Below are 22,643 nucleotides of genomic sequence, written 5' to 3'. Positions count from 1 at the left end.
CCGGCGGTTGGTTACGTTTTTTCGGCTGCCGGCCGGCACTGTTGCGGCAGCTTCGTTGCTTCGCCGTTGCCGGCCTGTTCCTGCAGCTGAATTTTTTCCGGGTTCAACCCCAGGGCCATCAGGTCTTGGCGCAGGCGCGCCACCTGTCGGCGCAGCCGGCGGCCGCTGCCTTGGTGCCGCTCCTCACTTTCCGGATCCAGCACCACCAAGACGCCGTCGGCGCCAGCTTCCAGGGTGCGCAGCAACTGGCGGTCGTCGAGCTGGCCGGGGCTGGTCAGGCAGACGCGGGCGCAGTTGGCCGGTTCGTCGGCCAATTCCCGGCAGGAAGCGATGTCGGTGGGGCGGGCACAGATATAGGCCACGATTTTGGGGCCATCTCCTTTCAGTTGCGCCACCAGGTCCGGGATGGCGGCGGCCAGTTGTTCCGGGGTGCCGCTGGCCAGGTGGATGGCGCCGGTGGGGCAGGCGCCGTAGCAGATGCCGCAGGCCAGGCAGCGCTCCCGGCTGATGACCGCCACCTGATTGATCCGGGGCGCCTGGTAGGGGCATAAGCGGACACAGTTGAGGCATTTGACGCAGCGGTCGGCGGTTACCCTGGCGCCGTTACCGCACTCCAGGCAGCGCTGGGCCTCGATTACCGCCTGCTCTTCGCTCAGGGTTGCCACATAGGGGGCAAAATCCTCTTTACGCAGTGCTGCTTCCCGGGTGGTCATCTCGACCCGGGGTAGCGGGTAAACCTGTTTGGCCGTGGCCGTCTCCAGCCGCTCGATGGCCGGCGGCGGTTCAATGGGCGGAGTGATGGCCATCCCGCGCAGATACTGGTCCACCGTTTCGGCGGTACGTCGGCCATGGGCGCAGGCCTCTACCACTGAGCCCGGCGGGGAAATCGCCTCGCCAGCGGCAAAGATCCATGCCACCTCGGTCTGTCGGGTCACCGGGTCGCAGGGCAGCCGCCCCCGCTGGTCCATTTTCAGGCCGCTGCCTTTAATAAAATCGGGCTCCACAGCCTGGCCGATGGCAAAGATCACCGTGTCGCAGGTGGTGGTCTGCTGCTCCCGGTCGTCAAATTCAGGCGCGAACCGGCCCTGGTCGTCAAACACTCGGCTGACCCGGCGATGCCGCAGGCCGGTAATGCGGTCCCCGGTGGTTTCAACGGCCAGGGGGCCGCGGCGGGTGATCAACTCGATCCCTTCCTCGCGGGCTTCCTTGATCTCCTCCGGCAGGGCCGGCATTTCATCTTCACTCTCCAGGCAGAGCATCTTAACCCGTCGGTCCGGCCCCAGTCGCAAGGCGGTGCGGGCCGTATCGCAGGCCACATTGCCGCCGCCGATGACCAGGATCTCCCGGCCGGTTACCAGCCGTTTTCCAGCCGCTGCCGCCCGTAAGAAAGCGAGGGCGCCATGGACGTCGGGGTTGTCGGCGCCGGGCAGAGGCAGCAGCCGGCTGGTGCTCAGGCCCACGGCAATGATCACCGCCGCAAAGCCCTGCCGGTGCAATTCCTTGATGGTGACGTCGGGGCCGACCTGCACCCCACTCTGCAGCTCGATGCCGTGCCGCAGGATCCAGTCAACATCCCGTTGCAGGGCCTCTTTGGGCAGCCGGTAGTCGGGGATGGCCACCGCCGGAATGCCGCCGGCCCGAGGTTCTTTCTCAAACACCGTGGGCCGGTAGCCCCGGCGGGCCAGTTCCAGGGCGACGGTCAGCCCGGCCGGGCCGCTGCCGATCACCGCCACCCGCTGCCGGTCTCCGGCGCCGGGCTGCACCGACACGTCGGCATGAGCCGGGTGTTCGGCGACGAAACGCTTAACCTCCCGGATGGCCACCGCCCCGTCCACTTCCCGCCGTCGGCAGTTGGCCTCGCAGGGATGATGACAGATCCGCCCGCAGACGGCCGCGTAAGGCAGGCGCCGGCGAATCACCGCCAGCGCTTCGGCGTAGCGGCCCTGCCCGGTGAGGTTGACATAGGTGCGGACATCGGCGTGCACCGGACAGGCCCGCCGGCACGGCGGCCAGGGTTCCGGCCCGGCGGGTAAATTCTGTTGATGGTAAGTCATGGGCAAAAGTCCGGAAATGCAAACTGGCCAGAGACATGTCTGGTGGTTGTCGTTGTCGCCGTCACGATGGCGTCGCCGGGCAGGCGCGCACTTAAGTTCGTTGTTGTAGCGTTACCGGCGAGACCTTTGGCGAGTTTTTGTGCGCTTGTCAAAATTGTCTGTCAACGGGTAAAGGGGAAACCATAGCACAATTACGCCCTGACTTCCAGGGGCGGTCCGGTGAAAAACCGGCTTTGCCCCTTTTGGGGTCAAGGTTATTCATTGGTTGAAAAAAATCCATATAGTGGAAAGTTGCCGATCATGAAGAGATAAGGAGGGAACGGCAAGGTGGGGAAAAAACAAAAAAAGGACCTCCGAGCAATTGTCTCGGAGGTCCTTGGTTTTTTCCTGGTGCACCCGGGAGGATTCGAACCTCCGACCTACGGATTCGTAGTCCGGCACTCTATCCAGCTGAGCTACGGGTGCGTACACTGAAAGGAGCCTTATAACTTATTTGCCCCGTCCGGGCAAGGGGAAAACTTCTTTGGTGTAATCCGGTCGGCGGCTCTGCTTTAGAGCTTAACCTGCTGTTCGTTGGCCGAAGCAGCCGGTGGGCTGCCGCCAAAACCGGCTTGGCGCAGGTCAAAGCCCGAGGGATACTGGAAAACCCGGAGGCCAAAATGGGGTAGGGCCGCCATCAGATGATCAAATATGTCGGCCTGTACTCCTTCGTAAACGGCCCAGGCCTGTTCCCGGCTGAAGACGTAAATTTCCAGGGGCAGTCCTTCGGGGGTGGGCTGGAGATGACGGACCAGGAAGGTCATCTCTTGGTGAATCTTGGGGTGCTGCCGCAGGTAATTGGTTACATAAGCGCGAAAGACGCCGATGTTGGTCTGATGGCGGCCGTTGACCCAGTTCTTCGGTTTTTTTACATGGTTGGCATTGTACTCGTTGATCTCCCGCTCCTTGCCGGCGATATAATCCTGCAGCAGTTCGATATCCGTGAATTGGGTCAGCATCTCCGGGGTGCAGAAGCCGATGGAATTCATATCGATATAGAGCGAGCGCTTGATCCGCCGGCCGCCGGATTCGGTCATCCCCCGCCAGTTGGTGAAGGCGTCGGACACCAGGGCGTAAGTGGGGATGGTGGCGTAGGTGCGGTCCCAGTTCTGTACCTTGACGGTGTGGATATTGACATCAACCACATCGCCGTCGGCCCCGTATTTGGGCATGGAAATCCAGTCGCCGACCCTTACCATGTCGTGGGCGGAAAGCTGGACACTGGCGATAAAGCCCAGGATGGTGTCCTTAAATATCAGCAGGATCACAGCGGTCAGGCCGCCCATCAGGGTCAGCAGGCCCCAGGGGGATTTGTTAGTGATGATGGCGATGATAAAGATTCCGGCCAGAATGTAAATAATAATTGTCATGGCCTGGGTGTAGCCTTTGATGGGCCTGCCCTCGGCCAGGGGGCGTCGGGAAAGGAGCAGATTGAGCGCCTGCAGCAATGCATCCAGGCTGCGTAGCCCCAACAAAACAAAGGCAATCAGCAGCAGCCGGCGGAAAACGTCACCGGAAGCGGTATCGGGAAAAAAAACATCGACGGTGAAGTAGAGAATCGATACCGGCAGCAGGTGGGAGAGCCGGTGAAAAAAGTTTTTCTCCGCCAGGATCCGGCCCCAGTCGGAGGAGGATTTGACGGTATAAACCTTTAGCAGGGGAGAGAGCCAGTGGCGGGCCACCCAGAATGAAAAGATGGCCATCAGCAGAAAAAAAGTCAGGGCGGCCAGATAGGCGGTGGCGGCCACCAGGGATTCCGGCAGGCCGAGTTCATGGAGCCACGATTCGAGAAGTTGGGGCATCTTGTAATAAGTCCAGGGTTCAGTGCTCTAAAACGAATTCATAGTGCAGGCCGGTTTTGACCAGGTGCTGCAACAGGTTTTTCAGGCCCTGGAGGTTTTCCAGGGTGAAATGGATCTGCCAGGCCGAGGTTCTGGCGTTGGTATGCCGGCTCAGCAGTTCGATGTCGGTGATCTGCATCTCTTCTGGCGCCACACTGAGCATCATCAAAACCCGGTTGCGGGAGGGGGCGGCCAGGATCAGCAGGGTCTGGGCCTTGTACAGTTTGGTGGCCTTGAGGCTCCAGCGCACCTCCACCACGTCTTCCCGCTTGACCTTAAGCTTGGCCATGGTCTGGCATTCTTTTCGGTGGATGGAAAGCCCCCGTTCACTGAGCAGGGCGTAAAGTCCTTTGTCGGTGGGCACCGGGTTGCAGCAGCGGGAAAATTTGATACAGGCCGGGTCCAGGGTATTTAAAAAAATCCGGTTAAGGCTGCCGGTGGGCGGCTGCAGGGTGGGCCGACCGGCATAAAGCCCTTCGATCAGTTCAAAGACCAGTTCCTGCAGGCGCAGACGCCCTTCGCCCACCGCCTGCAACAACTCATCCCGGTTCTCCTCCCGGAAATAGGCAAGAATATCTTCCATGCCGGGGCTTTCCAGGATATCCAGTGGCACCCCGTAGCGTTTCAACTCCTGGTGGACAATGGAACGTCCTACATCCAAAGCCAGCTTAAGGCGGCGTTCCCGAAACATTTTTGCCAGTTCGGCCCGGGCCTTGGGGGTCTGGCACAACTGCTGAATGCCGGGTTCAAAACGCACCGGTTCTTTGCGGGTGACAATGCTGACCTGATCACCGTCATGGAGTACTTTTTCCGGGCCTGCTTTTTTACCGCCGATCATGGCGCTGACACAGCGCTTGCCGATGTCGGTATGTACCTTGAAGGCAAAATCCAGCACGATGCTCTGCTTGGGCAGTACCATCAGGGCGCCTTTAGGGGTGTAGGTGTAGATTTCTTTGCTGCTGCTTACGGCGATCATGTCTCGATAAGAACTGCCGTCGTCGCTGCCCATCAGGTCGAACATTTCCCGGACCTCGCGGGTCAGGGTGGCGGCTTCTCCTTTGCCCCGGCTGGTCCAGCCGCGCAGCAAGCCGGCCCGGGAGGAATTCTGCATCTCCGGGGTGCGGATCTTGAACAGGACATGCCAGCCTTTGACGTTACAGCGCACATGGATGCTCTGATAACCGGTGGACTTGGGGTTGGCGATAAAATCGCGGATGGTGCGGGGGATTGGCGGGTAGGTCTGGTCGATCAGGCCTAAAGTGCGGTAGCAGTTCTGGATATCATCGGCGATGATCTCCACCTCCATGGGGTGAGGGATGCTTTTGTGCAGCACTTTGTGGCCGGGATCGAAGTAGGCCCACAAACCTTTGGGGCGAATCCGAACATCGGCGGTGACCCACGACTGGCGGCACAACTCTTCCAGGGTGCGTTTGACGTCCTGCATAACCTCGCTGGCCGCCAGTCGCTTGATTTTGGCGTTGACCTTCTGGCTCTGGCGAGGGAACTTGTAGGTCAGGGCCTGGTTGTAAAGCTCGCGCTTGATGGAGTACAGCCCCATGACCTTGGCCAGCGGGGCATAGATGTCCAGGGTTTCTTCGGCGATTTTCTGCCGTTTGTGCCGGGGCATGGAGTCCAAGGTGCGTAGATTGTGCAGCCGGTCGACGATTTTGATCAGCATCACCTCCAGCCGGGCGGCCGCTCCGGAGAAAAGCTTGCGGTGGACCAGCTTGTAAAAATTCTGCCGGTCACCGGCAAAGCTGGCAATCTTGGTGCAGGCCTCCACCGTTTCCTCGACGTCGCTGCCGAACATCTCGCCGATGGTAACGGTGGTGATTTCCGGCACGTCCTCAATGGTATCGTGCAGGACGGCGGCGGCTAGAATTTTAGGGTCGCGGACATCCAGTTCTTCCGCCAGAATCTGGGCCACCTGCAGGGGGTGGCTGATATAGGCCTCGCCGGATTTGCGCCGCTGGTCCTGGTGGGCGGCGACAGCGAAGGACAGCGCCTGCCAGAAAAGCCGGGCCGGCCCTTCCTGGTCGCCAAGCAGTTCTTCCATGCGGCGGCAGTGGGCGGCGATATCAAACGAGCCCGTGCCCTTAATGCCGATGGGGCATAGGGTACCGCGCCGGCCGGGAGAATCTGGGCCGTGCTCGCTTTTGTCGGGTCTGTCGGTTTTGGCGATGGCTGGCTTTGTCATTAGCAAAATCGCTCAAATTAGGTTACAATGGCGGCTTGTTGGGGTGGGATGCCGCTTGTTTGTGGATAGTGTAATCATTGTCGAACCCACCCGGCAACACCGACAAGTTTGATAAGCTTGCAAAAACCCACCAAACGTGTTGGCCGGTAACGCGAAAACAAGCAGTCACAAAGCGTGCCCAGTCGGCGGCGCGGCTTTTTTGCGACCCCGACAAGTTTCACAGTTATCCATGATAAATGATTTTACCATAGTTGACAGACTTTTTTGCCTCACCGGGGCAACATGAATACCGTAGCCGAGGAGTAAATTTTGAGCAGAAGGAAACCGCAGGGCGGCAAGCATGCCGCTAAAATGCCGCAGAAACGTCAAAATCGTCGCAGTCGCCAGGTCGTTGCTGGCCGATCCGGTTCGATTTTCGGACTTGGCGGGCCTGGTCCTGCTGATTTGCATGATGAGCAGGTGGCGCCGGCCGCTTTTCGCAAGTCCGGCGGCAAAGCCGGCCGGGTCGAGAAAAGCCGGCCCCGGGCCGGGAAACCGTCGCCGACCGACAAAATCTTTGAGGCGGAGGTCAGCATACATCAGCGGGGATTCGGCTTTGCCGTGTTGACCGATCCCGCCGCGGCGGCCAAGTTCAAAAAGGATATTTTTCTGCCGCCGGGGGCGGCGCTGGGCGGCGCCATTCATGGCGACAAGGTGCTGGTACAGGTGGTCAAGCAGAGCCGGGACCGGGCCGAAGGCAAAGTGGTGGAGATTGTCTCCCGGGGTATCACTCGGATGGTGGGCTTCTATGTCGCCGGCAAGAGCACCGGCCTGGTGGAGCCGGAAGACGAACGGCTGCCTTACCGGATCGTGGTGAAACGGGCCCGTAGCCTTGGTGCTCGCAATGGCGATGCGGTCTATGCCGAGATCGAAAAATTCCGCGATCAGGGCAACCCCGAGGGGCGGGTGCTGGAGGTGCTGGGTAATCCCGCCGACGCCCGGGTTCAGACCGAGATGGCCATTCGATCCTTTGAGTTGTCCCACAAGTTCGATGATGAGCTGCTGGCCGAGGCCGAGGATCTGAAGGCCGGAGTGCGGCTGACCAAAGACCGGGAGGATCTGCGCGGCATTCCCCACGTCACCATCGACGGCGAAGACGCCCGCGACTTTGATGACGCGGTGGCGGTGGAACCCCTTGATAACGGCGGTTTTCGCCTCTACGTCTCCATCGCCGATGTCAGTCACTATGTGCGGCCCGGCAGCCGGTTGGACAGCGAGGCTTATGCCCGGGGTACCAGCGTTTATTTCCCTGGCCGGGTTTTGCCCATGCTGCCGGAACGGCTGTCCAACAACCTTTGCAGCCTGATGCCGGGGGTGGATCGCTGCACTTTTACCGCCGTCATTGACTTTGACCGCCAGGGCCGCCGCCGAAAAGCCAAATTTCACCGCAGCCTGATCAAGAGCCGCCACCGGCTGACCTACAATCAGGTCCGGGCCATCCTGGAAGATCGCGAGCCGGAGTTGTGTCGCCGTTATGAGGACGTGCTGACCGGGCTGGAGCAACTGCAGGAGTTGGCCGCCTGTTTGAACCGGGTACGGATGGCCCGGGGCAGCATCGGTTTTGAGATCCCCGAAGCCGATATCCATGTGGATGATGACGGCCAGGTGGATGTGATCCGCCGCTCGGAACGCAATGTGGCCCACAAGCTGGTGGAAGAGTGCATGCTGGCGGCCAACGAGGCGGTGGCGGAGTTTCTTGAACGCAAGGGGGCCGAGGTCCTTTACCGCATCCATGAAGATCCGGACCCGGTCAAGGTGGGGGAATTTGCTGAATTCGCCCGGGCCATGGGCCTGGATGTCCCCGATAACCCCGATGGCCCGGGCTGGTTCGGCAAGGCACTGAAACTGGCGGCGGGCACCCCCCGGGAGTACATCGTCAGCAGCCTGCTGTTGCGCTCCATGCAGCAGGCCCGTTATGCCCCGGAGAACGTCGGCCATTTCGGGCTGGCGGCCACCCATTATACCCACTTTACCTCGCCCATCCGTCGCTATCCCGACCTGATGGTCCACCGGGCCCTGGCCAAGCTGCTGGGAGTGGCCTCCAAACCGCGGGGCAAAAAGACGGATTTGGGCCCCAGCGGCGGCCTGGCCCCGGGTCATTCGGTGGATGAGGCCGGGATCTGGCTTTCCCGGCGGGAACGGCTGGCGGTGGACGCGGAACGCAATGTCAACGACCGCCTGGCCGCCCTGTACATGACCGACCGAGTGGGCGAGGAATTCGAGGCGGTGGTTTCCGGGGTGGGTTCTTTCGGGGTTTTTATCGAGCTTATTGAGATAATGCTCAGTGGCGCGGTTGCGTTGAGCGAGATGAAGGACGATTATTATGAGGTGGAAGAGAAAAGCCACCGCCTGATCGGCCGCCGGCACGGCAAAATCTACCAGATCGGCGATCCGGTGCGGGTCCGCCTGGTCGAAGTGGATCAGCGTCGCCGGCGGCTTAACTTTACCTTGGCGCCGGCTGGGTGAAGTTAATGAACATTGCCAAGAGTAAACCGGCAGCCGCGGCGATGCTGGCCAATGCCGCCATTGTTCTGAAAAAACCCAAGTTCGAGGAAAACATTGGCTCTGCCGCCCGCATCGCCATGAACATGGGGATCTCCAGCCTGGTCGTGGTGGGCGACCGCGATTACCAGCGGGAGAAGATGCTCAAAACCGCTACCCACAAGGCAGCAGAACTGATCGACCGGCTGGAGCGCCACGACACCGTGGCCGCGGCTTTAGCCCCCTTTGGCCGGGTTATTGCCACCTCGGCCCGCCAGGGGCGCGGACGGGGTATGTGCCCGCCGCCCCGAGCCGCCATGCGGGAAGCGGTGCCCTACCTGGCCGATAACCGAGTGGCCCTGCTGTTCGGGCCGGAAGACCGGGGGCTGACCAACGAGGATCTTTATCTCTGTCATCAGCTCACCACCATTCCCACCGCCGATTTTTCTTCCCTTAATCTGGCCCAGGCGGTGGCGGTACTCAGCTACGAACTGCACACCGCGGTCCATGAAGCCCTGGCCGCTGCCGGCCCTGTCTGTCGCCCCGCCCTGGCCACGGTGCATGAGCTGGATGCGATGTACGGACATGTCGAGCAGGTGTTGCAGAAAGTGGGGTTTCTGCGGCCCGAGGATTCCTCTTACTGGATGAAAAATATCCGTTCCCTGTTGGGCCGGGTGGGGTTGCGGGCCAAGGAGGCCCGGGTTATCCGCGGGTTTTGCCGCCAGTTCCTGTGGTATGATGCCCAGAGACTGCCGGCCGAGGATTTGCCGCCGCCTATAGAGCCGGGCTGCTCCGGAGAGGTGTCTCCCTCGGCGACCGGAAAACAGTCAGCAGTTGTTGGCGCGCCGGACAAAAACATCGGCGCCTCGGGGCGGGAAAGCGCCAGCCGCGGGGAGCAGTCGCTATGCGGGAGTTGATTTTAGGCGGCGTCCGGTCCGGTAAGAGTTCCCTGGCCGAGCGCCTGGCGGCGGAGAGCGGGCTGGCGGTGACCTATCTCGCCACCGCCCGGGCCGACGATGTCGAGATGCAGGAGCGGATCCGGCATCATCAGGCTTCGCGGCCGACCGATTGGGGACTGGTGGAGGTAAAGCATGACCTGGCGGCGGTGTTGGCCGCTCGCATGGCGCCGGAGCGCTGTCTGCTGGTGGATTGCCTGACCCTGTGGCTAACCGGGCTGCTGCTGGCCGAAGACGAAAATCTGCTGGCGGCTGAAACCGCCGCCCTGCTGGCACTGCTGCCCGATATTCAGGGCCGGTTGATTATGGTCGGCAATGAAACCGGCCTGGGGGTGGTCCCCATGGGGGCCCTGACCCGCCGTTTCTGCGATGAAGCCGGGCGGCTGCACCAGCGCCTGGCCGCCCGTTGCGACCGAGTGATCATGACGGTGGCGGGGCTGCCCCAGGTGCTGAAAGGAGAGCCAACCGGCCTGGCCGGTTAAGGAGTAAATCGATGTCGAAAGTTCCCGCCCGCTTCAGTCACCTGCTGCTGGCCTTTTTTACCTCGCTGCTGATGTCCCTGCTGATGTCCGGGGTTATAACCCTGCTCAATCTCGGCCTGGTGGACGATTTCCTCCGCCGCTGGCTGACCGCTTTTATCACCGCCTTCGTGGTGGCCTTTCCTGCTATTCTCCTGGTGCTGCCGGTGGCCCGGCGGATTGTGGCCAGGATCACCGACTGAACCGTTGCTGTCGGGCTTCGCGCCTCGTCACACCAAAGATAATGACTTTGACGGGGTCCTGACTGCGACAATTTGCCGCATTGTGGTTGCTCTTTTTCCTCCTTATACTCCGACGTTGTGCATGTTGCGCGTAGTCCTTCAGCCGCGCCGCACCTTTGGGCGATCAGCCAGGTTTACCTGATGAGAGTACGTTGCGCCTGTCTGCTTGCCCGAATCTGTGGTACGGCTGAATGATTACGGGCCGTTTGTCAGCCGGTAATTGGCCTTGGTTAACGATTACCGTTTTCGGCTGTCGGGGCGACGGTTGGTGCTCCCTGGTGGTCCAATCAGAGAGGAGGAAGCAAATGGAACAGATCAAGGCGGATGCAAACCTGAACGAAGAGCTGCCGACCGGGCTGGACCGCCGTCAAGCCATCAAAGTCATGGGTTTGACGGCCCTGGCCGGGGCGGCGCTGTTGCGGCCGTCGGCGGCCAGGGCCATGACAACCGACGGTACCCCCATGCAGTTCATGCCCAAAACCAAACCCGATGCCACTCCCCTGGAAAATGAACTGGCCAAGTACCCCAAGTGCCCCTATTGCGGCATGGATCGCACACAGTGGCATCACAGCCGGCATCTGATTCATTATGATGACGACCTGGTGGATGCCACCTGTTCCTTGCGCTGCGCCGCGGTCAGTCTGTCGCTGAATATTGATCGGGGGCCCAGGGCGATCTACGCCGCCGACTTTTCTTCCGCCGGTGAAACCAAACCCTTGGTGGAGGTGGATAAAGCCACCTATCTGATCGGTTCCGAGCTGCCGGGCACCATGAGTCGAACCAGTAAAATGGCCTTTGCTTCCAGGGAAGCGGCCCAGGCGGCGCGCCGGGAACACGGCGGCAAACTGGGCGATTTCGACCAGGCTCTGCGGCAGGCCTACCAGGACCAGGCCGAGGATACGTTGATGATCCGGCAAAGAAGGGCCGAGCGCCGTAAGATGATGGAGAAAAACGGTCACGGCGGCGGCCATGGCCATGGCCGTCATTAGAACTTGGCAATCACTGTCAGGCCCGATAACCTGTTGAACGTTTTTTAAGATTCGGCCAATGGCCGGCAATGAAGTTCCCCTGCCGGCCATTGGCCCCATGGCAGGGTGCGCCCGGTTTCAGGTTGCCGTGGTAATGTCTGCTTCCTGTCTCAGTCCCTTGACGGCGGGCCGTCGGGCGATTAGCGTGGGGCTACGATGAATAATTCGCCCCCGCCGCTTTGCCCGGTTTGCCGTGTCCCGACTCCTCGCCCGCTGCTGCACAGTCGAAGCCGTACTTACTGGCGCTGTGAGGTCTGCCGGGCAAGTTTTCTCGATCCTGCTCAGCTGCCGGCGGCGGTCGAGGAGCACTGGCATTACCGGCAGCACCACAACGACCCCGCTGATCCTCGTTATCGCCGTTTTTTAAACAAGCTGGCTGCGCCGTTGCTGCCGCGCCTGGCCCCCGGCAGCAGGGGGCTTGATTACGGTTGTGGCCCCGGCCCGGCCTTGGCCGCCATGCTGCGGGAGGCTGGGCATCGGGTCGCGTTGTATGACCCCTTTTTTTACCCCGACCCGGCTGTCTTGCAGCAGATCTACGATTTTATCACCTGTACCGAAGTGATCGAGCATTTTCATGATCCGGCCGGCGAGTTTTCCCGTTTAGACGCCATGTTGCGTCCAGGCGGGTGGCTGGCGCTGATGACCTGTTTTCAGACTGACGATGAGCGGTTCGCCGCCTGGCATTATCGCCAGGATCCCACCCATGTAGTCTTTTATCGGGCCGAAACTTTGCGTTTTATTGCCAGGCAGTGGGGGTGGGCCTGCGAGGTTCCGGTAAAGGATGTGGCACTGCTGCACAAACCTCCCTCGGCATGCGCCTTTCCTTGACACCGTACCGGCAGCACGATATTTTGAGTCGTTGTTCATTGTCCCTTGCCTTTTTTGTGTTGCCGACTGCCACCTTTGGCGGATTAATACGAGGCCGTTTGTAAATATAATGACCGCTGGAAAGAAAGTTTACGCCGTGGCGGTGGGCCGCGAGCCGGGGATTTACCATGACTGGCCCACGGCCAGGGCCCAGGTCGAGGGCTTTCCCGGCGCCCGTTATAAGGGCTTTCCCAGGCGGGACGAGGCCCGGGCTTGGCTGGCCGAGGCTGCCGCGTCAGGTCCGTCCCGTCGCCCAAGCCAGGGACGCTTGCCGGGGCTGGCGCGGCGACGGGTCGTATCCGGGGCAGAGCCGGAGGCGCCGGTTGACGGGATGGTGACCATTTACACCGATGGCGGCGCCCAGGGTAATCCCGGCCCCGGCGGTTACGGGGTGGTGGAGCTGTACAACGGTCAACGCCGGGAGTTGGCTGGCGGTTTCCGGCTGACCACCAACAACCGGATGGAACTGATGGCTTGCATTGTCGCCTTGAGCGAACTGGAGCAGCGGGATAAACCGGTGCGGCTGTACTCCGACTCCAGTTATGTGGTCAACGGCATCCGCAAGGGTTGGGCCCAGAGTTGGCGCCGGCGGGGCTGGCGTAAAAGTGACGGCCGGCCGGCACTCAACCCCGACCTCTGGGCGCGGCTGCTGGACCTGCTGGCTGGACTGACGGTGGATTTTCACTGGGTGCGTGGCCATGCGGGCAACCCGCTCAACGAGCGCTGCGATCAGCTGGCGGTGGCTAATGCCCGTCGCCCGGATCTGCCGGCGGATTTGGAGTATGAAAAAACGTGAACGTTTAACGCCAGATTTGGGCCAGTAGCCGGGTGTCGCGTACCCCCTCTGCGTATGCCTGGCTGATCGTCCATAAGATGTGTTGCTGCTGGACGTTTACCGAAGGAGAGATGGATGGCGCGCAAGACGGCGGTATTGCACAGCGAAGTTTTTCTGGCCCATGATCCGGGACCCGGCCACGTCGAGTCGTCCCGCCGCCTGGAAGGGTTGTACCGGGAGCTGGCCGAGGAGCAGCAACGGCAACGGTTTCTGTTCCCCGAATTTTCCCCGGCCGATGAAGATACCCTGGCCCTGAATCACGCCCGCAGTCATATCTCCCGGGTGGCCGGAACCGCTGGCAGCCCCTTTGAATGCCTGGACCCCGATACCTACACTTCGGCCCGCTCTTACGAGGCGGCCTGCCTGGCCGCCGGGGCGGCGGTGGCGGCGGTGGATCTGGTGATTGGCGGCCTGGCGGACAACGCCTTTGCCCTGGTCCGGCCGCCAGGCCACCATGCCGAGTATGATCAAACCCGGGGCTTCTGCCTGTTTAACAACATCGCCGTGGCCGCCCGCCATGCCATGCAGGAGCACGGTCTGGAACGGATCCTCATTGTCGACTGGGATCTGCACCATGGCAATGGCACCCAGCACGCCTTTTACGACACCGACCGGGTGCTCTTTTTTTCAACCCACCAGTATCCCTATTTTCCCGGCAGTGGGGCCTTGGGCGAAACCGGCCAGGGGGCGGGTGAGGGCTACACCATCAATGTGCCTTTGCCGGGCGGCCAGGATGACGCCGCCTTTGCCCGCATCTTTAACGAACTGCTGACGCCTTTGGCCGAACAGTACCGGCCTGAGCTGATCCTGGTTTCCGCCGGCTTCGACACCTATGGCGGCGATCCGCTGGGAACCATGATGGTCAGCGAAGAGGGTTATGCTTACCTGACCGGGGTGCTGGTGGAACTGGCCGAGGGGTTGTGCGGCGGTCGGTTGGCGATGGTGCTGGAAGGGGGCTATGACCTGACCATCATGGAACGCGGGGTGTTGGCCTGCCTGGGAGAGCTGGCCGGCGACCGGCGGTTGCCGGCGGCGAATCGCAAGCGCCTGCAGCAGGCCGCGCCGCCGCTCCGGGCCATGGAACAGGCCCGGGAAATGGCAAAAAAATACTGGACAATTCCGGGGTGATCTGGCTTTTTGAGGCGACCATGCGTGTGCAAAAAAAGACCAAATTATTGATTGCCGATGACGATCCACTGGTGCGGGATGCGGTCCAGAAAATTCTGACCATGTTTGGCTACGAAGTGACGGCGGTGGCCGGGGGTGAAGAGGCGTTGGCCCGGTTAACCCCGGAACTGGACGTGGTGGTGCTGGATATCAACATGCCCGGCATGGACGGCTTTGAGGTTTTACGCCGGATCAACCAGCGGGAATTGGGTGTGCCGGTGATTTTTCTCACCGGCGCCGGCAGCATGGAGTATGCGGTCAAGGCGATAAATTTAGGCGCTTATGATTTTATTACCAAGCCCATTGAAGATCTGGATCTGTTCCGGATCAAGATCGAACGGGCGGTGGAAAAGCGCGGCTATGTGCGGCAGGAATGGGCTTACCGGAAAAACCTGGAACAGGAAGTCCGGGCCAAGACCAGCGAGCTGGAAGAGAAAAACCGCCTGCTCAAGGCCTACGGCGAAAACCTGGAAGTAGCCACCATGGACACCATGCTCAGCCTCCAGACCGCCCTGGAGGAAAAAGATGTCTATACCGCCGGCCATACTGTCCGGGTAACCCAGTATGCCGTCAGTATCGCCGAGGCCATGGGGGTTGACTCCGAGGAACAGGAAGTGCTGCAGCGGGCCTGCCAGGTCCATGATATCGGCAAGCTGATCATCGATGTCAGTTATATCTGCAAGCCCGGCCCGCTGTCGGAAGAAGAGTGGGAGATGATGCGCAAGCATCCCCTGATCGGAGAAAATATCCTCCGCCCGCTCTCGTTCATGAACAAGGAACTGACGGTGGTAAGGCATCATCACGAACGCCTGGACGGCAAAGGTTATCCCGACGGCATCGGGGGCGATGAGATTGATCTGCTGACCAGAATTATCACCGCAGCCGACAGCTATGACGCCATGACCTCGCGGCGCAGCTACCGACGCAACCTCAGCCCCGCCGAAGCGATTGTGGAGATGAACCGTTGCGCCGGCAGTCAGTTTGATCCGGAAGTGGTCAAGGTATTTGTCGAGATGCTCAACGGCAAGGGTAACCCCGCCTCGGCGGCGTTGTAAGTCTAGTTTAAAAAACAAGGAAAAAAGATGCAAATTGGTACTGACAAGGTGGCGGAGATGGCCCGCCTGGCCCGGTTGGAGTTGGAGAACGACGAGATCAAGGCCCTTACCGTTGAACTCAGCGGCATTTTGGAATATGTCGCCAAATTGCAGCAACTGGACACCACCGGGGTGGAGCCCGTGAGCCACGCCCTGGCGGTGGTTAACGCCTTCCGGGAAGACGAGGTGGCGCCTTCCCTGAGCCGGGAAGAGGCCCTGGCCAACGCGCCGGTGGCCACCGGCGAGGCCTTCGTGGTTCCCAAGGTGTTTTGATTATGGATATTCATCAATTTACCATTTCCCAGTTGGCGGAGCAGCTAACCGCCCGCCGGCTTTCGTCCCGGGAGGCCACCGAAGCGGTGCTGGACCGCATTGAGGCCACCGGTGAGCGGGTTAACGCCTACATCACTGTGGACCGAGAAGGGGCCCTGGCCGCCGCCGAGGCGGCCGACCGTCGGCTGGCGACCGGTGGGGCGCCGCCGTTGTGCGGCGTGCCGGTGGCCATTAAAGACCTGCTCTGCACCAAAGGCGTACGGACCACCGGTGGCTCTGAAATCCTGGAAAATTTCGTGCCGCCGTACAGCGCTACGGTGGTGGAGAAACTGCAGCAGGCCGGGGCGGTGCTGGTCGGCAAGACCACCATGGATGAATTTGCCATGGGGTCGTCCAATGAGCACTGCGCCCTGGCGGTACCCCGCAATCCCTGGAATCTGGACTATATCTGCGGCGGCTCCAGCGGCGGCTCGGCGGCGGCGGTGGCCGCCGACCAGTGCATGGCGGCCCTGGGCACCGATACCGGCGGGTCCATCCGCCAGCCCGCCTCCAATTGCGGGGTGGTGGGGGTCAAGCCCACTTACGGGCGGGTTTCCCGTTACGGGGTACTGGCCTTCGCTTCCTCCCTGGACCAGGTGGGGCCGTTGACCAAAGACGTGCGGGATGCGGCCCTGCTGCTCAACGCCATCTGCGGCCATGACCCACGGGATTCCACCTCGGTGCATGAACCGGTGCCGGATTTTACTGCCGAACTGGGCTGTGGCCTGGCCGGGCTGCGTTTCGGCCTGCCCCGGGAGTACTTTGAGGTGGGGCTGGACGAAGATGTGAAAAAAGCGGTGATGGCGGCCATCGGCCAGTTGGAGGAGGCCGGGGCCGAAGTCCGGGAAATCAGCCTGCCCCGCACCGAATATGGGGTGGCAGCCTATTACCTGATCGCTCCCGCCGAGGCCAGTTCCAATCTGTCCCGCTACGACGGGGTCCGCTACGGCTACCGCGACCAAGATGCTCAAGACCTGCTGGAGATGTACCGGCGCAGCCGTTCCCGGGGGTTCGGCCGCGAGGTCAAGCGCCGGATCATCATCGGCACCTACGCGCTCTCATCCGGCTACTACGACGCCTTTTACCGCAAGGCTTCCCAGGTACGGGCCCTGATCATCGAAGATTACCGCCGGGCGCTCCAGGAATGCGACGTCATTATCTCACCGGTAACCCCCACGCCGGCCTGGCCTCTGGGGAGTAAAAGCGATCCTTTAAGCATGTATCTCACCGATATCCTGACCATCCCCACCAACCTGGCGGGACTGCCGGGGATGTCGCTGCCCTGCGGTTTTAGCCATAACGGGCTGCCCATCGGGCTGCAGCTCCAGGCGGGGCACTTCCGTGAGGATTTGCTGCTGCGGGCCGCCGCCACCATCGAGGAACGTCTGGGGTTTGCCGGTCGGCGGCCCCGACTGTGATGGCCTTGCAAAAAAACTAAGCGTTGCGGTTCGGGGCCGGGTGGCGCCGCCGCATTCAGGATATACCAACTATGACCATCAAGGTTGCCCCCCATATCGCCGACCTGGTGCCTTATCCGCCGGGCAAGCCGCTTGAGGAACTGGAGCGGGAATACGGGATTACCGGTTCCATCAAGCTGGCCAGCAACGAAAACGCCCTGGGGCCTTCGCCCCGGGCGGTGGCCGCCATTGCCGCCGCTTTGTCCAACCTGCACCGTTACCCGGACGGCAGTTGTTATTATCTGGGACAGGCCCTGGCCTGCCGGCTGGAGGTGGATCCCCGGCGGCTGGTTTTCGGTAACGGTTCCAACGAAATTATCGGCCTGCTGGCCGCCGCTTTTCTGAGTGCCGGCGATGAGGTGCTTACTTCGCATCCAACCTTCCTGGTCTATCAGAACGTGGTTCAGGCCCAGGGCGGGATCAACCGGGTGGTGCCGCTTACCGGCATGCGCCATGATCTGGCGGCCATGGCGGGCCAGGTCAATGATCGCACTCGGATGATTTTCCTCGACAATCCCAACAACCCCACCGGCACGGTGTTCACCACCGCCGAGTTTGAAGACTTTCTGGCTCGGCTACCGGCCAGGGTGATCGTGGTGCTGGATGAGGCTTACGTGGATTTCGTGGAGCCCGAGTTGCGCCTGGATGCCCGGCGGTATCTGGATGGTGAGGTGCCGGTGGTGGCCCTGCGGACCTTTTCCAAGGCCTATGGCCTGGCCGGCCTGCGGGTGGGCTACGGCCTGATGCATGAAGATCTGGCCTCCTATCTGCACCGGGTCCGGCAGCCCTTTAACGTTAACAGCCCGGCGCAGATCGGTGCCCTGGCAGCCTTGGAAGACGAGGAGCATTACCGGCAGACCCTGGAAACCACCTGGCGAGAGAAAGAGCGGCTGCGGCAGGCGTTGGCAAAGCTGGGTTGCCTGACCTTCGCCAGCCAGGCCAATTTTTTCCTCATCGATGTCGGCGGCGATGGCAAAGTGCTGTACGAACATCTGCTGCGTCAAGGGGTAATCGTGCGGCCCATGCAGGCTTACGGTTATCCCCGGTACATCCGGATTACCCCGGGTCGGCCCGAGGAGAATGACCGTTTCCTGCGCAGTTTGGAACAGAGTCTTAAGGAGCTTGCTTATGGCCGCTGACAAGAAAGCTGTAGTCACCATCGACGGCCCTTCCGGGGCGGGGAAAAGCACCATCAGCCGGATGCTGGCGGCGCGGTTGGGCTACACCTATCTGGATACCGGTGCGATGTATCGGGCGGTGGGGCTGCACGTGCGCCGGCGGGAGATCGATCCTGAAGATGCCGAGGCCCTGGAAGCGGGTCTGGATGAACTGGCCATTGAACTGCTGCCCGTCGGTGACGATGATGTCCGGGTGCTGCTCAACGGGGAAGATGTTTCGGCCATGGTGCGCAGCGCCGAGATGGGGCTGGTGGCCTCACAGATTTCCGCCTACCCTCAGGTGCGGCGTAAGCTAACCGAGCTGCAGCGCAGTGTGGCCGCCACCGGCGCCCTGGTGGCTGAAGGGCGCGATATGGGCACGGTGGTTTTTCCCGATGCTCTGCACAAGTTTTACCTGGACGCCACACCGGAGGAGCGGGCTCGGCGGCGTTGTGAGCAACTGCGGCTGCGGGGCGAAAACCCGGACCCGCAAGAGATCCTTGGCCAGATCATCAAACGTGATCATGCTGATTCCAGCAGAGCCCTGGCGCCGCTGCGGCCGGCCGATAACGCGGTGATTGTCGACTCATCGGTGATGGGGCCGGAGGCGGTAGTGGAGTACATGCTGGCCAACATAAAGGGCTTTGCCATGCTGGGGGAAAAATAAGCGGCATCAGGGCGGTGGCCCGGCTCATCTTGCTTTGGCCCGGGACTGGTGATTCGGGCAATGAGAGATCAGCAGAGAAGGAGGATCGTCATGGCAGCAGGTAAAGAAAGAGCAGCGAAACGGCGCAATATTATTTTTCATTTGCCGGTTTATGACGAGGAAAGCGGCGAGTTGCTCGGTCACCTGGTGGATATCACCAGCAGCGGCCTAAGGCTGGTCAGTTCCTCGCCCATTTCCGTCGAGCGTTTGTTTATCCTGCGGATGGAGTTGCCGGAAGATTATTTTGTGCCAGGGGAAATACAACTCAAGGCCCGCAGTCGCTGGACCAGGCCCGATGTCAACCCGGAGCTTTCCACCACCGGTTTTACCCTGGAAGAGATGACCGAGGAGGCCGAGAAGGTGGTGGCCCGGCTGGTCAGTATGTACGCTTTCAACGATTGATCGGCCGTCGCAGGACGTGAACTTGCCCATAAGATGCTGCTGCCCGTTTACCGGTGGTGCTGGTTTTGGTGTGGCACCAGGGAATGGGGTTTTTCCTGGCCGTGGGCCTGCATCAGTTCCTCGTCGGCCATGATTTGGGCCGGCGGGCCGTCGGCGATTAGGCGGCCGCCGTCCAGCAGCAGCACCCGGTCGCAGACCTCCAGGATCAACTCCAGGTCGTGGGAGGCCAGCAGGAAGGTTTGTCGGCTTTGTTTCAGCAAGGTGATCAGGCGTCGGCGGGAGCGGATATCCAGGCTGGCGCTGGGTTCATCGTAGATAACCAGTTCCGGTTGCATGGCCAGGGCGCCGGCGATGGCGACAATCCTTTTCTCGCCCTCCGATAGATGATGTACCGGCCGCGGCGCTAAAGTTTCGGCCCCCACCGCCTGCAGGGCCTCTTTGACCCGCTGTTCCACCATGTCGTTATTCAGCCCCAGGTTTTGCGGCCCGAAAGCCACGTCCTCCCACACTGAAGGGCAGAACAGTTGGTCATCTGATTTCTGGAAGACCAGGGCGATTCGTGGGGTGAAGTTATTGGCTGGCAGCGGCTTGCCATGCAGAAGAACCTCGCCGGCGGTGGGGCGCAGGATCCCACAGGTCAACAGAAAGAAAGTGGTTTTGCCGGCTCCGTTGGGGCCGATAAGTCCCACCCGTTCACCGGCCCCAACCTGCAGGTCCAACTCCCGGATGGCCCCGGCCCCGTCGGGCAGGGCAGGGTCCGGATAAGTGAAGCTGAGGTGTTTGATGGTCAGCAGCGGTTTCATATCACCACCAGTTCCAGATTAAACAATGCCAGCAGCAGGGCAATGGCCATGGTCAGCCCCAGCAGCAGGAGATCCATGGCGCCGACCTTGAATTCGGATGGCCGGTGGTCGGACTGGCCGTAACCCCGCAAGCGCATGGCCCGGTATATCCAGTCGGCTCGTTCGTGGCTGCGCAGCAGCAGGCTGCCGGTGAGCCAGGCGATGGTTTTCAGGTTACGGGGCTGCAGCCGGTTCCGCCAGCCCCGGCTGCGCATGGCGGTGCGCATCTGTTGCAGGTCACGCTTCAGGACCTGCAGGTAACGCAGGGTCAGCAGCGCCATGTCCACCATCACCCAGGGCAGACCCAGGGCCCGCATGGCTTTGAGGTTGGTGGCCAGCGGGGTGGAGTTGAAAACAATCATGGCGGTTAAAACAATACCCAGAAAGCGGCCGCCAATGAGCAGGGCGGCGGCCAGACCTTCTCGGTAAAGGGTGAGCGGTCCGAAGGTCCGCCAGGGGGTGTCGCCGACGGCGAAAGGCAGCCACAGTAGCAGCAGAACGATCAACAGGGAAGGATAGCACAGCCGCCGCAGGATAAAGCTTAAGGAAAGCCCGGAAAACAGGGCCAGCAGCAGGGGGATCGCCAGCACCAGGGGCAGCAGTGCCGGGTCATTGACCATGGCGATGGCCAGCACTAAGCCCAGCAGGCCCAGCATCTTACAGCGGGGATCCCAGCGTTGCAGCAGGGCTTTGGGGGGCAAGCGTTCACCAGTCGCTCCATCACCGCTTGCGCCAGGTTGACCCCAGTGATCAGTTTTATGGGGGCTGCGGCTGCTCATACCCCCCTCAACAGGGCTGGCTTGACCCGTTGCAGAAAGGCCGCCAGCAAACCGGTGACAACCCCCTCCATGATAACCAGTGGCAGGTGGGCGGCGGTGATGACGGCCATGGCGGTGAGCGTGCTTTCCCGGTTGAACGCTGTTGGCAGTCCCAGGAGCAGGGCGACCATAAAGAGGACCAGGGAGGCGGACAGGGCGCCTGAGCCAGCCAGCAGCCCGCGCCAGCCGGTACGGTAGGGGGTGGCCGTTACATCCCTTTGCCAGTGGAACAGTTGCCAGGCCATCAACGCCGGCAGGCCCAGAATCAGGCTGTTGACCCCCAAAGAAGTGAGCCCGCCGTGGCCGAACATTACCGCCTGTAAAAAAAGGCCGATCAAAATGGCCGGAAAGGCGAACCAGCCCAGCATGATCCCCAGCAAACCGTTAAGCACCAGATGCACCCCGGCCGGTGGCAGGGGAAGGTGGATTAAAGAGGCGACAAAAAAAGTAGCGGTGAGCAGAGCAGCCCGGGGGATACGTTCCCGGGGGTCGCCCTGGTGCTTGATCCGGTGCAGGCTGTACCAGGTCACAGCCCCGGCGCCGGTAAAACCGCCGATCACCACCGGTAGCTGCAAAATTCCATCGGCGATATGCATCAGAAGCTCTGGGCGGTGCTGGTCATGGCCAGGTGCCCGTCCTTGACCCCCCGCAGCGCGATGAGTCGGTCGGCCAGTTGCCGCACCATGCTGGCTCGGCCGCGGACAATCAGGATTTCCAGGCAGTTGTCATGATCCATGTGGACGTGGGTGGTGGAGGTGATCATCTGGTGGTGGTCGTGCTGGATATCGTTAATCCGCTCCAGGATCTGAAACTGGTGATGATCGTAAACCAGGCTGATGACCCCGATCACCTCTTTGTCCTCGCCCCATTCTTCCTGCACGAACTCCCGGCGGATCAGGTCGCGGATGGCCTCGGAGCGGTTGGTGTACTGGCGGCGTTTGATAAAATCGTCAAAATCGGCCAAAAGGCCATCTTCCAGGGAAACGGAAAATCTTCTCAGCATTCTGGTAGCACCTTTTTTGATTATAGTGTTACTGCTCATAAAGCAGAATTGGCCGGCATTGTCAAGGAGAGAAAAAGATTTATGGTCCCACTCTTTGATCTGCTTGGAAACACGTGGGAAGCAATTTTCAAAAGAGAAAACAGGAGTAAAAAAGAGTAATCTAGAGTAATTCAGAGAAAAGACTGTCTTTTAGATTTTCATTAAACACTGGATAAACTCCACCTTCGGCGGCTAGTTGACGGAAACTACAGCCAAATAATAGATCGAAAAAAATCTACATGTTTAAGGCTCGTTAGCGGATTGTCGGAGCTAACTTTACTGGTTAGCGTCCTTTGTAGGCTGTTGAAAACTTCCCATTGGCGCACCGAGAAATAGCGGCAAGGGGCTTTTGACAGTCGGCCGTGGGTTGAATACAACACCGCGAACACGGGCGACGACCTGCCGCGATTTTGTATCGCTGTGCCGGCTTTACTCTTTTAATAACTATCCAGCTCATTCTGGCACGTAACTGTTCAGCAGTGCCCCAGGTTGCGGTAAGCAGGTCGGCGTAGCGTACATCAGGTACTCAAGCCGACCTGATCGCCGTAA

Annotated in this window: 21 protein-coding genes and 1 tRNA gene; 14 read left to right on the top strand and 8 right to left on the bottom strand. The window is 60.9% G+C overall.

Annotated elements, in window-relative coordinates:
* Positions 1–11 precede the first annotated feature (11 nt).
* The 4 genes from P0N66_RS04645 to P0N66_RS04630 all read right to left on the bottom strand — a co-directional run bounded on the left by P0N66_RS04645 (position 12) and on the right by P0N66_RS04630 (position 6,131).
* Entirely contained in the window at positions 12–2,054 is a 2,043-nt protein-coding gene (locus tag P0N66_RS04645) for an FAD-dependent oxidoreductase (protein ID WP_275802829.1), read from the bottom strand.
* A 388-nt stretch (positions 2,055–2,442) separates the two neighbouring features.
* Positions 2,443–2,519: transfer RNA gene (locus P0N66_RS04640), tRNA-Arg, on the bottom strand.
* 86 nt (positions 2,520–2,605) lie between these two features.
* The gene (locus P0N66_RS04635) at positions 2,606–3,895 is read right to left on the bottom strand and encodes a mechanosensitive ion channel family protein (RefSeq protein WP_275802828.1); all 1,290 of its coding nucleotides are present in this window, start codon (positions 3,893–3,895) and stop codon (positions 2,606–2,608) included.
* Positions 3,896–3,914: 19 nt separating this feature from the next.
* Positions 3,915–6,131 (bottom strand): RelA/SpoT family protein, encoded by a 2,217-nt coding sequence (locus P0N66_RS04630; protein ID WP_275802827.1) that lies wholly within the window; start codon positions 6,129–6,131, stop codon positions 3,915–3,917.
* Positions 6,132–6,440: 309 nt separating this feature from the next.
* Here P0N66_RS04630 and rnr point away from each other — a divergent pair, with 309 nt between their 5' ends.
* The 14 genes from rnr to P0N66_RS04560 all read left to right on the top strand — a co-directional run bounded on the left by rnr (position 6,441) and on the right by P0N66_RS04560 (position 19,392).
* Complete coding sequence (rnr, locus tag P0N66_RS04625; protein ID WP_275802826.1) at positions 6,441–8,636, top strand: ribonuclease R; 2,196 nt, start codon at positions 6,441–6,443, stop codon at positions 8,634–8,636.
* Between the two features lie 5 nt (positions 8,637–8,641).
* Complete coding sequence (locus P0N66_RS04620) at positions 8,642–9,568, top strand: RNA methyltransferase (protein ID WP_275802825.1); 927 nt, start codon at positions 8,642–8,644, stop codon at positions 9,566–9,568.
* The gene (gene cobU, locus P0N66_RS04615) at positions 9,556–10,089 is read left to right on the top strand and encodes a bifunctional adenosylcobinamide kinase/adenosylcobinamide-phosphate guanylyltransferase (protein ID WP_275802824.1); all 534 of its coding nucleotides are present in this window, start codon (positions 9,556–9,558) and stop codon (positions 10,087–10,089) included. Before P0N66_RS04620 ends, cobU begins: the two co-directional genes overlap by 13 nt.
* 11 nt (positions 10,090–10,100) lie before the next feature.
* Complete coding sequence (locus tag P0N66_RS04610; RefSeq protein WP_275802823.1) at positions 10,101–10,328, top strand: DUF2798 domain-containing protein; 228 nt, start codon at positions 10,101–10,103, stop codon at positions 10,326–10,328.
* 344 nt (positions 10,329–10,672) lie between these two features.
* Positions 10,673–11,356 carry a nitrous oxide reductase accessory protein NosL gene (locus P0N66_RS04605; RefSeq protein ID WP_275802822.1) on the top strand — a complete coding sequence of 228 codons (684 nt, stop codon included), beginning with the start codon at positions 10,673–10,675 and terminating at the stop codon, positions 11,354–11,356.
* A 195-nt stretch (positions 11,357–11,551) separates the two neighbouring features.
* Positions 11,552–12,223, top strand: coding sequence for a class I SAM-dependent methyltransferase (locus P0N66_RS04600; RefSeq protein ID WP_275802821.1), 672 nt, complete (start codon positions 11,552–11,554; stop codon positions 12,221–12,223).
* A gap of 109 nt (positions 12,224–12,332) precedes the next feature.
* Positions 12,333–13,058, top strand: a complete 726-nt coding sequence (gene rnhA, locus P0N66_RS04595) for a ribonuclease HI (RefSeq protein ID WP_275802820.1) — start codon at positions 12,333–12,335, stop codon at positions 13,056–13,058.
* Between the two features lie 114 nt (positions 13,059–13,172).
* Positions 13,173–14,225, top strand: coding sequence for a histone deacetylase family protein (locus tag P0N66_RS04590; RefSeq protein ID WP_275802819.1), 1,053 nt, complete (start codon positions 13,173–13,175; stop codon positions 14,223–14,225).
* Positions 14,226–14,245: 20 nt separating this feature from the next.
* Positions 14,246–15,319 (top strand): response regulator, encoded by a 1,074-nt coding sequence (locus P0N66_RS04585; RefSeq protein WP_275802818.1) that lies wholly within the window; start codon positions 14,246–14,248, stop codon positions 15,317–15,319.
* Positions 15,320–15,346: 27 nt separating this feature from the next.
* A complete protein-coding gene (gene gatC / locus P0N66_RS04580) occupies positions 15,347–15,631 on the top strand; it encodes an Asp-tRNA(Asn)/Glu-tRNA(Gln) amidotransferase subunit GatC (protein WP_275802817.1) in 285 nt (94 codons plus the stop codon).
* Between the two features lie 2 nt (positions 15,632–15,633).
* Complete coding sequence (gene gatA, locus P0N66_RS04575; protein ID WP_275802816.1) at positions 15,634–17,088, top strand: Asp-tRNA(Asn)/Glu-tRNA(Gln) amidotransferase subunit GatA; 1,455 nt, start codon at positions 15,634–15,636, stop codon at positions 17,086–17,088.
* 71 nt (positions 17,089–17,159) lie between these two features.
* Positions 17,160–18,266, top strand: coding sequence for a histidinol-phosphate transaminase (gene hisC / locus P0N66_RS04570; RefSeq protein ID WP_275802815.1), 1,107 nt, complete (start codon positions 17,160–17,162; stop codon positions 18,264–18,266).
* Entirely contained in the window at positions 18,256–18,951 is a 696-nt protein-coding gene (cmk, locus tag P0N66_RS04565) for a (d)CMP kinase (protein ID WP_275802814.1), read from the top strand. The genes hisC and cmk overlap by 11 nt, the downstream gene beginning before the upstream one ends.
* Before the next feature lie 90 nt (positions 18,952–19,041).
* On the top strand, positions 19,042–19,392 hold the full coding sequence (locus P0N66_RS04560) for a PilZ domain-containing protein (RefSeq protein ID WP_275802813.1): 351 nt from the start codon (positions 19,042–19,044) through the stop codon (positions 19,390–19,392).
* Between the two features lie 47 nt (positions 19,393–19,439).
* Here P0N66_RS04560 and P0N66_RS04555 read toward each other — a convergent pair whose 3' ends face one another.
* The 4 genes from P0N66_RS04555 to nikR all read right to left on the bottom strand — a co-directional run bounded on the left by P0N66_RS04555 (position 19,440) and on the right by nikR (position 22,055).
* Positions 19,440–20,195, bottom strand: a complete 756-nt coding sequence (locus tag P0N66_RS04555) for an energy-coupling factor ABC transporter ATP-binding protein (RefSeq protein WP_275802812.1) — start codon at positions 20,193–20,195, stop codon at positions 19,440–19,442.
* Positions 20,192–20,935, bottom strand: a complete 744-nt coding sequence (gene cbiQ, locus P0N66_RS04550) for a cobalt ECF transporter T component CbiQ (protein WP_275802811.1) — start codon at positions 20,933–20,935, stop codon at positions 20,192–20,194. The genes P0N66_RS04555 and cbiQ overlap by 4 nt, the downstream gene beginning before the upstream one ends.
* A 74-nt stretch (positions 20,936–21,009) precedes the next feature.
* Positions 21,010–21,648, bottom strand: a complete 639-nt coding sequence (gene cbiM / locus P0N66_RS04545) for a cobalt transporter CbiM (RefSeq protein ID WP_275802810.1) — start codon at positions 21,646–21,648, stop codon at positions 21,010–21,012.
* The gene (gene nikR, locus P0N66_RS04540; RefSeq protein ID WP_275802809.1) at positions 21,648–22,055 is read right to left on the bottom strand and encodes a nickel-responsive transcriptional regulator NikR; all 408 of its coding nucleotides are present in this window, start codon (positions 22,053–22,055) and stop codon (positions 21,648–21,650) included. The genes cbiM and nikR overlap by 1 nt, the downstream gene beginning before the upstream one ends.
* Positions 22,056–22,643 lie beyond the last annotated feature (588 nt).

Source organism: Desulfurivibrio dismutans (assembly GCF_029210385.1).
Classification (GTDB): Bacteria; Desulfobacterota; Desulfobulbia; order Desulfobulbales; family Desulfurivibrionaceae; genus Desulfurivibrio; species Desulfurivibrio dismutans.
Note: the sequence above shows the minus strand (reverse complement) of the source record. Positions and strands in the feature narration are given on the sequence as shown.

Bases quoted from the DNA above. Each gene is read 5' to 3' on its own strand.
- P0N66_RS04620 (WP_275802825.1), top strand. From the start codon at position 8,642: ATGAACATTGCCAAGAGTAAACCGGCAGCCGCGGCGATGCTGGCCAAT.
- P0N66_RS04560 (WP_275802813.1), top strand. From the start codon at position 19,042: ATGGCAGCAGGTAAAGAAAGAGCAGCGAAACGGCGCAATATTATTTTT.
- cobU (WP_275802824.1), top strand. From the start codon at position 9,556: ATGCGGGAGTTGATTTTAGGCGGCGTCCGGTCCGGTAAGAGTTCCCTG.
- gatC (WP_275802817.1), top strand. From the start codon at position 15,347: ATGCAAATTGGTACTGACAAGGTGGCGGAGATGGCCCGCCTGGCCCGG.
- P0N66_RS04610 (WP_275802823.1), top strand. From the start codon at position 10,101: ATGTCGAAAGTTCCCGCCCGCTTCAGTCACCTGCTGCTGGCCTTTTTT.
- P0N66_RS04635 (WP_275802828.1), bottom strand. From the start codon at position 3,895: ATGCCCCAACTTCTCGAATCGTGGCTCCATGAACTCGGCCTGCCGGAA.
- P0N66_RS04555 (WP_275802812.1), bottom strand. From the start codon at position 20,195: ATGAAACCGCTGCTGACCATCAAACACCTCAGCTTCACTTATCCGGAC.
- P0N66_RS04585 (WP_275802818.1), top strand. From the start codon at position 14,246: ATGCGTGTGCAAAAAAAGACCAAATTATTGATTGCCGATGACGATCCA.
- P0N66_RS04630 (WP_275802827.1), bottom strand. From the start codon at position 6,131: ATGACAAAGCCAGCCATCGCCAAAACCGACAGACCCGACAAAAGCGAG.
- rnhA (WP_275802820.1), top strand. From the start codon at position 12,333: ATGACCGCTGGAAAGAAAGTTTACGCCGTGGCGGTGGGCCGCGAGCCG.
- hisC (WP_275802815.1), top strand. From the start codon at position 17,160: ATGACCATCAAGGTTGCCCCCCATATCGCCGACCTGGTGCCTTATCCG.
- cmk (WP_275802814.1), top strand. From the start codon at position 18,256: ATGGCCGCTGACAAGAAAGCTGTAGTCACCATCGACGGCCCTTCCGGG.
- P0N66_RS04645 (WP_275802829.1), bottom strand. From the start codon at position 2,054: ATGACTTACCATCAACAGAATTTACCCGCCGGGCCGGAACCCTGGCCG.
- P0N66_RS04605 (WP_275802822.1), top strand. From the start codon at position 10,673: ATGGAACAGATCAAGGCGGATGCAAACCTGAACGAAGAGCTGCCGACC.
- P0N66_RS04600 (WP_275802821.1), top strand. From the start codon at position 11,552: ATGAATAATTCGCCCCCGCCGCTTTGCCCGGTTTGCCGTGTCCCGACT.
- nikR (WP_275802809.1), bottom strand. From the start codon at position 22,055: ATGCTGAGAAGATTTTCCGTTTCCCTGGAAGATGGCCTTTTGGCCGAT.
- gatA (WP_275802816.1), top strand. From the start codon at position 15,634: ATGGATATTCATCAATTTACCATTTCCCAGTTGGCGGAGCAGCTAACC.
- P0N66_RS04590 (WP_275802819.1), top strand. From the start codon at position 13,173: ATGGCGCGCAAGACGGCGGTATTGCACAGCGAAGTTTTTCTGGCCCAT.
- cbiM (WP_275802810.1), bottom strand. From the start codon at position 21,648: ATGCATATCGCCGATGGAATTTTGCAGCTACCGGTGGTGATCGGCGGT.